This is a genomic window from Eximiradius sp., from assembly GCA_937127445.1.
Lineage (GTDB): Bacteria > Bacteroidota > Ignavibacteria > Kapaibacteriales > UBA2268 > JAKIZO01.
In genome coordinates this window covers 75,795-88,691 of record CAKZLY010000002.1, presented here as the reverse complement: position 1 = coordinate 88,691, position 12,897 = coordinate 75,795, and the positions used below count along the sequence as shown (strand labels likewise).

Sequence of the window (12,897 nt, the reverse complement as noted above, 5' to 3'; positions counted from 1 at the left end):
AAATATGGAACGTCGGGAATTTGTTAAGTCAATTAGTAGTATTGGAGTATTTGCTTTAGCTCAGAACTATTATAATAGCGATATTCAAAGTGTATCAGATTCTACTTTGATTAAGCCTAAGTGTCTTAAAGGAGGGGACAAAGTTGCTATTGTTGCTCCAGCTACAAATGTTTGTGACTCTGATGATATACGGAAAGCCAAAGAAGTATGCAATCATTATAAATTACAATCTGTTTTTAGTTACTTGCTGTTTGATGGTTCCGGATATAGAACAAAATCAAGAAAAGAAAGAGCAAACGAACTTAATAAGTTTTTTGAAGATAAAAATATTAATGGTATCTTTTGTATTCGCGGCGGATATGGTTCTCCTGAAATATTAGATTTACTTGATTACGAGCTTATAAGAAACAATCCAAAAGTATTTACAGGTTATAGCGATATTACTGCAATTCACATTGCAATACAAAAATATTCACGTTTAGTTACTTTTCATTCGCCAGTTCTACTCTCTTCTTTTACTGATTTTACTGCGTCTTCCTTTGAAAAATTAATATTTAATAATGAACCAATTGGAGTTTTACAAAATCCCGCTCAAAAAAGTGGTATTCGCGAGCAATTCCCAATTAGAACCATTAAAAGTGGCACAGCGAAAGGCAAATTAACTGGTGGGAATTTATCAATTATTTCATCTTTAATGGGTACTCAATTTGAAATAGATACAAAAGACAAGATATTATTTCTGGAAGATGTTGCAGAAGAGCCATTTAGAATTGATAGAATGTTAAATCAATTGCGGCTTGCTGGCAAATTTGAGCAAGCAAAAGGCATAATTTTTGGCTTTTGCAGTGATTGTACAATTAAAACTTCACCATCAACCTGGGATCTGCAACTTGGAGAGGTATTGGATAAATATTTTTCATCACTTCCCATACCGTCTTTTTATGGGTTAATGTTTGGACATACTAACGAACAAATTACCATTCCATATTCTATTGATGCCACAATTGATGCAAATGCTGGCACATTGTCAATTAGTGATTCGGCAACTATCTAGCTATATAAAACCTAACAGTTTATTTATCAAATATTAACATTGAAAAAGTAATTTTGAAAATTGTTGGGATTTATTGACGTAATTTATGAAAATCAAAATGTCTCTTTTTGGCAAAATGATTCTTCTTAGCGGGTTTATTGAATTAATAATGTTACTTATAGTTATTTTTTCAATGTATGCTCTTTATCTAAATGAACGAAATTATAGGTATTTGCTTCTGGAATCTTTGATTATTGAATCCAGTAATAAAAGATTGGAGCTGTTGGTCAGAAGAGATACAAATTTCAAATCCTTATTCATACATAATAAAGATTTAGTATTACACAATTTACTCAAATATTATGAAGTTTCTCAAAAAATACCCAACAATAATGATAAAATTAAATTAGATAGTTTAAAGAATATTTATAGTAGATATTTTAAAAAATATACATCGTTGCTTGAAGAATTCGGTTTGGATGAAAATACAGGTATAGAAGGAGAGTTTCGGAGTAAAATTCACCAGATTGAGAGTTTTTTAAAATCTATCAATAATTATTATTTACTTGCACTTACTTTGGAAGCACGCCGAAGAGAAAAAGATTATATTATGAGAAAGCGTGACGAATACGTAAAAAAAGTTCACTTCACAGTTGATAAGATAAAAAGCGAACTCAAATATTTGAACCTTTCTGATGACGAAAAAACGAAAATGAGGATGCTGATAGATAATTACATAATTGCTTTTAATGATTTTGTTAGAATTTCGAAAGAGATAAAAGAATATGAAAGTAAAATGAACGAAATTGAATATCAAATGAAAAGAATAATAAACATACAAGTAGAAAAATCGAAGCATGAAGCCGAAAGCTATCACTCATTTATTGTGCCATTTTTTGTCGTTTCAATAGTTTTCAGTTTGGTTATGTCAATTTTGATTTCAAGAAGCATTACCAATCCTATTGTCAGGTTAAAACACGCAACTATTAAACTGGCAAGTGGCGACTATCGTATTAAAGTAAAAGTCGAATCAGAAGATGAAATTGGAGATCTTGCCAATTTCTTTAACAAAATGGTTGATAATCTATCTTATGCAAATGAAACTATTGTCGAGCAACAAAAAATTCTTCATCAACAAAATATTGAACTCAAAGAAAGTAATATTACAAAAGACAAATTCTTTTCTATCATAGCACATGATTTGAAAAATCCAGTTAGTGCTTTTATGGGTGTATCGAATTTCCTTTCACAAACATTTCACGAGTTATCCAAAGAAGAATTAAAAGAATTTTTAGATGATGTTAACAACTCTGCTAAGCAATTATATGAACTTCTTGAAAATTTACTTATGTGGTCACGTTGTGAACGTGGTCTTGTTCAATATCAACCAGCAGTCTACGAATTAAAACAATTTATCACAAGTAATATTAATCTGCTTAAAATGAATGCGAATAATAAGAACATTTCAATTGATTATGATATGGATCAAGAATACAAAGTGTTTACAGATGCAAATATGTTGAATACAATAATAAGAAACCTTTGTACAAACGCAATTAAGTTTACCCACGAAGGAGGTTCTATTAAAATAATTTGTCGAAAAGAAGATGAAAATTTCTGTCGTATTAGTGTGTCTGATAATGGAGTTGGCATACCAGAAGAAAATCTGAATAAATTATTTAGTTTGCAAAATAGTGTTTCAACTGCTGGTACGAAACAAGAAAGCGGGACAGGATTGGGGTTGATTTTGTGTCGCGAGTTTGTCGAAAAGCACAGTGGCAAAATATGGGTTGAAAGCACTGTTAATGTTGGCACTACTTTCCACTTTACTATTCCATTGCGCACAAACAATTCTGCATCAGGAGAACAAAATGGTTGAAAATCAAATACTTTCCACAATAAGTTTTGATGATTTTAAGGACTTTATTTTTAACAACTCTACTGATATATTTTGGATATTAGACGAAAATTTACAAACCACATTTATTAGTAGCTCAATTGAAAATTTTACTGAATATTCAGTGAGTGAGTATGTGAACCTTTCATTAGAACAGAAATTTTCAGAAAAATCCGTTGCTCAGTTATATGAACTTTTCGACAAATTCAAGTATATTGACGATTTCAAGAATGTAATTTTAGAGTATAGAACCAAAAATGGATCAATCAAACACGCAAATATTAGTGGCATCGTTGTAAAAGACGACTTTGGAAGGATAAAAAGCGTATATGGCATTAGCGTCGATTTAGAAGAAAAGATTATTCTTGAAAAAAACTTGATAATTGAAAAGCAAAAAAATGAAGAAGCCCAAAAATTCAAATCGATTATTTTGGATTTAATTGGTCATGAATTTCGCACTCCGCTAATTGGAATATTGGGTTTCATCAAAATCTTGCTAAATAATGCAAAAGATGAGGATGAAAAAGAAATATTAAATTATATATATCATTCATCTCAAAGATTGAATTCGTCTCTTAATTCAGTTATTACTCTTGCAGCAATAGAAAGCGGACAAATGGATATTAATTTTAAGAGCATAGACCTAATGGAATTGATTTTCAATATTTATAATTCATTTGAACCAATTGTTAAAGAAAAAAATATTACTTTTGATATAAATTTGAAGAATTATTCATCTAAAATTGTTTTCGATGAAAATTGCTTATATCTTATCCTATCGAATTTAATTGATAACGCTATAAAATTTACAGAAAAAGGTAGAATTTTTCTCGATTGTGGCATAATTAGAAAAGAAAATGGCAAACAAATTTTAAATATTACAATTCAAGATACAGGCATCGGAATGGATTCGAGTAAATTCGATATTATTTTTGAGCCATTTCGACAAATTAGTGAAGGGCATAAAAGAGTTTATGAAGGTTTAGGTCTGGGGCTTACTGTAACAAGAAAGTTAGTTGAAAGATTCAATGGTTCAATTCAAGTAGAAAGCAAATTAAACGAGGGGTCTATCTTTACAGTATTGCTTCCGCTGCCATAATTCATTTCATAAAAATACCAACTTTTATTAATTTACTTATTATTTTTTCATCAAAATGGAGAAATTATGAAGAATACTATTTTTTTCATTATTGCACTAACTTTGGGAACTAATATGTCTGCTCAAACATTACCAACGCGAGATGAAATCCCAGATAAATACAAATGGGATTTAACTCATATTTACAAAACCGATGCAGATTGGGAAAAAGATTTTCAAGTATTATCGAAGGACATTGCAATTATTTCTAAGCACAAAGGAAAAGTTACCAAATCATCAAAGAACTTATTAGATGCCTTCAATGATTATTATTTATTAGAAAAGCGTCTTACGAAACTTTATTTTTATAGCTCGATGGCAAGAGACTTGGATATTACAAATGGTAAATATCAAACAATGTATCAAAAAACACAGGAATTGTATAGCAATTTTGCTGCTGCTTCGTCATTTTTAATGCCAGAAGTTATGGAAGCCAACGAAGAGGCCATCAGACAATACATAAAACAAGAAAAAGGCTTGCAAATTTACTTCCAAACTCTCGACAATATGTTGAGAATGAAAAAGCACACATTGTCTGCAAAAGAAGAAGAACTATTGGCTAAACTTTCACCGATAATGAGTATTCCAAATGAAACTTATGGAATTTTGAATGATGCTGAGTTACCCTTTCCTACTGTGAAAGATTCGAAAGGTAACGATATTCAAATCTCACACGGAAGATTTCGTTCCGCTTTATATTCCAACGATAGAGACTATCGCAAACGTATTTACAAAGCATATTATGAGCCATATCGTCAATTGATTGGCACTTTTGCTTCATTATACAATGGTCGTCTGAAAACAAGAAAAATTAACGCTGAGATTAGAAACTTTTCCTCACCGCTTGAAGCCGCATTATTCGACGATAACGTTCCTGTTGCTGTCTATGAAAATCTAATCAAAGCTACTCATGATAATATTAAGCTATTGCACCGCTGGGGTGAAATCAAGAAAAAGGTTATGAAAATTGACGAACTTCACCCTTATGATACTTATGCTTCGTTATTTCCATCATTGACAAAAGAATATACTTTCGATGAAGCGAAGGAAATTATTTTGAAAGCACTTGCGCCATTAGGCGAAGAGTATCAGAAAGTGCTTAAAATGAGTTTCGATAATCGCTGGATTGACGTTTACGAAACAAAAGGTAAAAGAAGTGGTGCATATTCAAATGGTTGTGGATGTGGTGTCCATCCTTACATTTTACTTAACTGGAATAATACATTAGATGATGTATTCACATTAGCCCACGAATTAGGGCACAATATGCATTCATACTTTACAGAGCTTAAACAACCGTATCATTATGCAAATTACTCAATTTTTGTTGCTGAAGTTGCTTCGACAACTAACGAAGCGCTTCTGCTTGATTATCTTTTAGAAAATGCTAAAACAAAAGAAGAAAAAGCTGCTCTTATAGAAAAGTTCTTGCTTAATATTCAACAAACATTTTTTAGACAAACTCAATTTGCTGAATTTGAAAAAATCACTCACGAAAGAGCTCTTAAAGGCGAAATTATGACTGCTGATGATTTATCAAAAGTATTTGGTGATTTATATCAGCAATATTGGGGACCTTCAATGGTAACCGATGAAGAAGAATATATTTCCTGGGCAAGAATACATCATTTGACTAAATATAATTTCTATGTTTTTCAATATGCTACCGGCTTTGCAGCAGCCCAAACTTTTGCTGAAAATATTAAAAAGCAAGGGAAACCAGCTATAGATAAATACCTCGAATTCCTATCCTCGGGAAGCTCTATGTATGGAATTGACGTGCTGAAACGTGCCGGTGTCGATATGACAACCCCAGAACCAGTAAATAAAACATTGGAAAAAATGAATAAATATTTGAATGAGCTTGAAATGCTTCTTAAAAGCTAAATAATTTAAAAGCTAAATATGGGGGGACAGGTTGTTATACGACCTGTCTCTTTTAATTTTTTGCGGATAACAATAATTTGGCAATCATTTATTAATAAAAAATCTCAAATTGTTTTGATAAATTGCAGCAGGTAATGAATACAATATGAGAAAAAAATGAAAGTATTGGTTACTGGTGCTACTGGTTTTATTGGTAGTCACGTAGCTGATAAGCTTCTTCAAAAAGGATATGAAGTCCGTTGTATAGCTCGCAAATCTAGCAACTTACGTTGGTTGAAAGGTAAAAACTTTGAAATTGTTGAAGCAAACTTAGATAATCAAGATAGCTTAGTGAAGGCAGTAGAAGGTGTAGATTATATTTATCATGTTGCAGGGCTTACTTTTGCCCGCAATTATGAAGAATTTTTGCGTGGTAATAGGGATGCCACTGCAAATTTACTCAATGTAACCGAAAAATATGCTCCTAAGATAAAAAGATTTCTTTTGGTTAGTAGTCAAACAGTTACTGGACCAGCGAAATCATTGAATGAACCAGTTGACGAGACTACCCATTGTCACCCTATCACTTCTTATGGTAAAAGTAAGAAAGCAGCGGAAGAAGTTGTCTTTTCCTATTCGGGGAAAATACCTTTTACTATTGTCCGTGCTCCTGCTGTTTATGGACCACGCGACACAGCGATATACGACGTATTTCGCACTGTCAAAATGGGGCTGGGTGCAATGGTCGGATTTCGCGATAAATATATAAGTTTAATCCACTCCGAAGATCTCTCACGCGGAATTATCGAAGCAGCAGAAAGCGATAATACTTCTAATGAAATATATTTTGTGTCAAGCGATGAATTTTACACATGGAAGCAATTAATAAATCTGATTGCTGAAGAGATGGGTAAAAAGTTTGTCTTAAAATTAAGACTTCCACATTGGGTTGTTCTAACTGTTGCAGGTATTTCAGAGTTTTTAGGAAAATTCTCAGAAAAACCACCTGTATTCAATTACGAAAAAGGTATTGATTTTATTCAAGATTTCTGGATTTGTTCCACAGCAAAAGCAAAACGTGATTTTGGCTACAAGCAACTAATGTCAATTGAAGATGGAATGAAAAATACAATAGATTGGTACAAACAAAATAAATGGTTATGAAGAATACTTACAAAATAATTATAATTGCTTTTTGCTTAATAATTCTTGCTTTTTCATTTATTAGTTTTTTAGTTAATCTTAAAAATATCTCTATTAATCAAAAACTACAATTTACAAAAACTATTCAATTAATGGATACTGTAAAAATCTACGCTAATAATTATGGCATTCCATGTATAAAGGCTCACAGCGATAACGATTTGTTCTTTGCGGTTGGTTATTTTCACGCAAAAGAAAGGCTATGGCAAATGGATTTAGCGCGTCGTGCAGGGAAAGGGAAATTGTCTGAAATTTTTGGTGAAAAAACATTGAAATATGATGTATTTCTTCGTTCTCTCAACTTAGAAAGCACAATTAGAGAAACTAAAGATGTTCTAACTCGAAAATCTTTAGAAATACTCACTTCTTATTCAAATGGAATAAATTTTTACATTCAAGAAAATAAAAATAGATTAAGCTTTGAATTCGGGCTCCTTTCTTATGAACCAGAAAAATGGACAATTGATGATTGCATAATCATTAGCAAAATGATGGCATTTGAATTAAGTCTCGGTTTTTACTACGACGTCGCATTTGGAGAAATGACTAATTCATTCGGATACGAAAAAGCAAAAAAACTAATTCCCTCCTATCCTTCTAATAGTCCATTTGTTCTTGATGAAATAGTTAAAATAAGGAACTATTCAATTCCTCAAATTTCTATTGATACAACAAAGAGTGATAGTTCCAACATAAATTATTCTTCTCATATTAGATATGATAATGCTCAAAGTAAAGAGATAATGTCGATATTTAACGTTATTTCCGAAACAAGAGATTTTTTGGGGATGTGGGGAATGTCCATTGGAAGTAATTCCTGGGCAAGAAATAAAAGTTTTAATCATAAAACACCTGCAATATTAGCAAACGACACTCATCTGCCAATCGGGTTGCCTGCAAGATGGCTGCCAATGCATATTAAATCTGACGAATTGAATGTTTTTGGCTTTTCTATACCTGGAATACCATTGGTGATAATAGGGCGTAACGATAATATTGCTTGGGGAATTACTAATGTAATGCTCGACGATGTAGATTTTTTTGTTGAGAAAGTAGATGATTCTGGGAAATTCTATTACGCAAATGATTCTATAAAAAAAGAAATTACTTACGTTTTGGATACTATTAATATTCGGGGCAAAGAAAACTATGTTTATTACAAAAAATACACCGAAAGAGGTCAAATTATATCTGATTCGCATATTTTTTATGATGAAAATAAATCTCAAAATAAATATCTTAATAAATTTCATTTGACATTTCGTTGGATTGGTAATGTCGCGAATGATGATTTTATTAATATGTACAATATAAATAAAGCAAAGAATTGGCAACAATTCACCGAAGCATTAAATTTATGGAGCACACCAGCTCTGAATTTCACATATGCTGATAAGCAAGGTAATATTGGTATTGCTCCAAGTGGATTTATTCCAATACGTGATGTTAATTGCAATCCCAATTTCCCAAATAACGCTTTTGAAAATAAAACTGGTTGGTTGGGAATTGCTAAGGGAGGTGTTTTCGGTAAGCTATATAATCCTCAAAAACGTTTCGTTGCATCAGCCAACAACAAAACTGACGACGGAATTCCTTATCATATTACTTCGTTTTGGGAACCTTCTTCACGAATTGAAAGAATTGAAGAATTATTGTTGATTAGTGATGAATACACTGTAAGAGATGCCCAATATATGCAAATTGATTATTATTCGATGTATGCAAAACAAATGTTTATGTATGTTATCCCTGTACTTGAAAAATATAATAATTTGTTGGATTCCAATGAATCTAATATTTTTAACTATTTCAAAAAATGGGATTTCGTCTTGAATTCAGAAAGTTTCGAATCTACTATTTATAATCTTTTTATTGAGCGTTACTTATATAATACTTTTTTTGATGATCTTGGTGAAGGATATTTTAGAAAATATCTTTTGCTTAGTGGTATTCCTCTTAGAAAACTAATGGAAATAACCGCTGACAATTTTAATAAACTTTTTGATAATGTAAATACTTCAAATGTTGAAAGACGTGATTATCAAATTGTGAAGAGTTTCAAAGAGGCAGTAAAAAAAACTAAAGAAACATTCAATAGCGCAAATTATAAAAGCTGGAAATGGGGAAAACTTCATTCAATTAATCTCAAACACAAACTTTCAGAAGTTGATTTTGTTGGTTCAGTAGTAACAGTTGGGCCATTTCCAATCGGTGGGAATAGCACAACAATCAATAATACAGAATATAGAATATGCAGTAATTATGAGACAGTAATTGCCTCATCTGTGCGTTTTATTGCAGATATGGGAGATGATATTATCTATTTTTCACTACCAGGTGGCGTAAGTGGCGATCCGCTTAGCCCAAATTATTCCAATTTGGTTCAAATTTGGTTAAATGGTGGATACATTAAATATTATTTCAATAATTTTTATTCAAATGATTTAAATCTATCAATTGTAATTGAACCAATATTATCTGAAAATTGAATAAAATAAAAAAATATTATTTTCGATTTGTTATTTTTGTATTCATTAGAAATTTCATTATTTCATTTTATAAATGTGAGGTATAAGAATGTCGAAAGAAAAAAAATCAAAAACTAAAGCTCCAAAATATGTATATTATTTTGGTGGTGGCAAAGCCGAAGGCGATGCAAATATGAAAGAACTTCTTGGTGGTAAAGGTGCAAATCTTGCTGAAATGGTAAATATGGGGTTGCCTGTTCCAGCTGGTTTTACTATTACTACCGAAGTATGTACATATTACTATCAAAATGACAAAACTTATCCTAAAGAATTATACAAGCAGGTTGAAGAAGCCATAGAAAAATTAGAGAAGGAAATGGGTGCAAAATTTGCAGACCCAAAAAATCCTTTATTAGTTTCCGTTCGTTCGGGTGCTCGTGCATCAATGCCAGGGATGATGGATACAATTCTCAATTTAGGCTTAAATGATGTTACTGTTCAAGGATTAATAGAACGTTCCGGCAATCCTCGTTTTGCCTATGATTCATATCGCCGTTTTGTTGCGATGTATGGCGATGTTGTTCTTGAGATGAAACCAGAAAGCAAAGATGAAGAAGACCCATTTGAAGTGATTTTGGAAAGAAAAAAACACACTCGTGGAGTAAAACTTGATGTTGAACTTACAGCAGAAGATTTGAAAGAATTAGTTTCAGAATTTAAGCAAGCAATTAAGCAACGTACCGGTAAAGATTTCCCAGAGGACCCAAAAGAACAACTTTGGGGTGCAATCGGCGCTGTTTTCAATTCTTGGATGAACCCAAGAGCTATTGTTTATCGCAAACTTAATAATATCCCGGAATCTTGGGGAACTGCTGTAAATGTTCAGGCAATGGTCTTTGGTAATATGGGTGAAGATTCTGGTACTGGCGTTGCATTCACTCGTGATGCTGCAACTGGTGAAAATTATTTCTATGGTGAATTTTTAATGAATGCTCAGGGTGAAGACGTTGTAGCAGGTATTCGTACTCCACACAAGATTGAATTATTAAAAGAAATTGATCCCGCCTCATATAATCAACTTGAAAAGATTCGAAAAATTTTAGAGAAGCACTACCGCGATATGCTCGATATTGAGTTTACAATTCAGAATAAAAAGCTCTATATGTTGCAATGTCGCGTTGGGAAGCGCACAGCTATGGCTGCTATGAAAATAGCGGTTGATATGGTTAATGAAAAACTCATTAAGCCAAAAGAAGCATTAATGAGAATAGAACCCGACCAACTTAACCAATTGCTTAGACCTGTATTTGATCTTAACGAAAAGAAAAAAGCACTTCAAGAAAACCGCTTGTTAACAAAAGGACTTAATGCCGGACCTGGTGCTGCAACTGGTAAAATTGTATTTAATGCAGAAGATGCTGTTGCAGAAGCAAAAAAAGGTGAAAAAGTTATTTTAGTCCGTATTGAAACTTCACCAGAAGATATTGCAGGAATGAATGCTGCAGAAGGTATTCTCACTGCTCGTGGTGGTATGACTTCTCACGCTGCACTTGTTGCAAGACAAATGGGCAAAGTATGTGTTGCTGGCTGTGGGAGCTTAGTAATTGATTATAAAGCACGTACCTTGAAAGTAGAAGGGTCTGATGTTGTTTTGAAAGAAGGTGATTGGATTTCTATAGATGGCTCAACTGGTGAAGTTATAGCCGGCAAAGTTGAAACAAAACCAAGTGAAGTTATTGAAGTTTTATTGCAAAAGACTTTGAATCCACAAGATGCACCTACTTATAAAATTTACGAACAAATAATGAATTGGGCTGATGAATACCGTCATCTGAATGTGCGTACTAACGCAGACCAGCCTGATCAGGCTGCCAACGCAGTTGCATTTGGTGCCGAAGGTATTGGCTTGTGTCGTACCGAACATATGTTTTTCGGTGAAGGTAAAATTGGTCCGATGAGAGAAATGATTTTAGCTGATAATGTTGAAGACCGCAAAAAAGCTTTGGCAAAGCTTCTGCCATTCCAAAGAGCAGATTTCGAAGGAATATTTGAAGTGATGGACGGTCGTCCAGTTACTATTCGTACAATTGACCCACCACTTCACGAATTCTTGCCACACGACGAAGCTGGACAAAAACAAGTTGCCAAAGAAATGGGAATTGATTATAAGAAAGTAAAAGAAAGAGTTGAGGCACTTCACGAGTTCAACCCAATGCTTGGCTTTAGAGGCTGTCGTCTTGGTCTGATCTATCCAGAAATTACTGAAATGCAAGCACGCGCTATTTTTGAAGCAACTGTCAATGTTATGAAGCGCGGTAAGAAAGTTCTTCCAGAAGTGATGATCCCACTTGTTGGAAATGTTAAAGAATTGAAACATCAGGAAGAAATCGTTCGTAGTGTTGCAAATAAAGTAATGGAAGAAACAGGCGTTCAGTTTGAATATTTAGTCGGCACAATGATTGAAGTACCAAGAGGTGCAATTACTGCAAAACAAATTGCTGAAGTTGCAGAATTCTTTTCATTTGGAACAAACGACTTAACACAAACTACACTTGGTTTGAGCCGTGATGATTCTGGAAGATTCTTGCCTGAATATGTTAATCGTGAGATTTATGCAGTTGATCCATTCGTTTCAATAGACCGCGAAGGTGTTGGTTTCTTAATGAGACACGCAGTTTTAGAAGGACGCTTAGCTCGACCAAATATTAAGCTCGGTATATGCGGCGAACACGGTGGAGATCCTGCGTCTGTGGAATTCTGCCACGAAATTGGCTTGAATTATGTTTCTTGTTCACCGTTCAGAGTTCCTATCGCTCGTTTAGCCGCTGCTCGTGCCGCAATTCGTGAAGAATTAGCTAAAAAAGTTGAGAAAAAAGTTAAGAAAGAAGAAAAAAAATCTGATAAAAAGAAAGAGAAAAAAGAAAAGAAGTGAGAATTTGCAATATTATTGTGAATAAAGTTTAACTTGCTGTTTCATAACCTTCGAAAGGTTGCGCAACCTTTCGAAGGTTTTTATTTTAAAAATTCCATTTACATATAATCACCATTATTAAAGTGCTGTCTGAAAAGCAATGTCTTCTCTCTTTTCTCGGATTTTGCAAAAGCACGTTCTTAAAATATATAATGTAAACAAGATAATTTATTATCCTGAACAATCATTAAAATTATACAATTTTCTCTATTTTGAGATATTCACTTTTTTATTATACTCAAATTCAATTTTTTTTTGAATGAATGTTGAACTGATTTAAAATTATTATAAATACTATTCTTGCACTTTTCTATTCAAATT

At 32.8% G+C, this 12,897-nt stretch carries 7 protein-coding genes; all 7 read left to right on the top strand.

Going from position 1 to position 12,897, the window contains the following annotated elements; genetic code table 11:
* Positions 1 to 4 precede the first annotated feature (4 nt).
* The 7 genes from AC6QZF_RS00420 (at position 5) to ppdK (ending at position 12,537) form a co-directional block, all read left to right on the top strand.
* Positions 5 to 1,054, top strand: a complete 1,050-nt coding sequence (locus AC6QZF_RS00420; RefSeq protein ID WP_499797908.1) for a S66 peptidase family protein — start codon at positions 5 to 7, stop codon at positions 1,052 to 1,054.
* An 85-nt stretch (positions 1,055 to 1,139) separates the two neighbouring features.
* Positions 1,140 to 2,912 (top strand): ATP-binding response regulator, encoded by a 1,773-nt coding sequence (locus AC6QZF_RS00415; RefSeq protein WP_499797907.1) that lies wholly within the window; start codon positions 1,140 to 1,142, stop codon positions 2,910 to 2,912.
* Entirely contained in the window at positions 2,905 to 4,029 is a 1,125-nt protein-coding gene (locus AC6QZF_RS00410; RefSeq protein WP_499797906.1) for a PAS domain-containing sensor histidine kinase, read from the top strand. The genes AC6QZF_RS00415 and AC6QZF_RS00410 overlap by 8 nt, the downstream gene beginning before the upstream one ends.
* Positions 4,030 to 4,095: 66 nt before the next feature.
* Positions 4,096 to 5,955: an oligoendopeptidase F gene (gene pepF, locus AC6QZF_RS00405; protein ID WP_499797905.1), complete on the top strand. Its 1,860-nt coding sequence runs from the start codon at positions 4,096 to 4,098 to the stop codon at positions 5,953 to 5,955.
* Positions 5,956 to 6,111: 156 nt separating this feature from the next.
* Complete coding sequence (locus AC6QZF_RS00400) at positions 6,112 to 7,098, top strand: NAD-dependent epimerase/dehydratase family protein (RefSeq protein WP_499797904.1); 987 nt, start codon at positions 6,112 to 6,114, stop codon at positions 7,096 to 7,098.
* A 131-nt stretch (positions 7,099 to 7,229) separates the two neighbouring features.
* Positions 7,230 to 9,626: a penicillin acylase family protein gene (locus tag AC6QZF_RS00395; RefSeq protein WP_499797903.1), complete on the top strand. Its 2,397-nt coding sequence runs from the start codon at positions 7,230 to 7,232 to the stop codon at positions 9,624 to 9,626.
* Between the two features lie 88 nt (positions 9,627 to 9,714).
* Positions 9,715 to 12,537, top strand: a complete 2,823-nt coding sequence (ppdK, locus tag AC6QZF_RS00390; RefSeq protein ID WP_499797902.1) for a pyruvate, phosphate dikinase — start codon at positions 9,715 to 9,717, stop codon at positions 12,535 to 12,537.
* Positions 12,538 to 12,897: the final 360 nt, after the last annotated feature.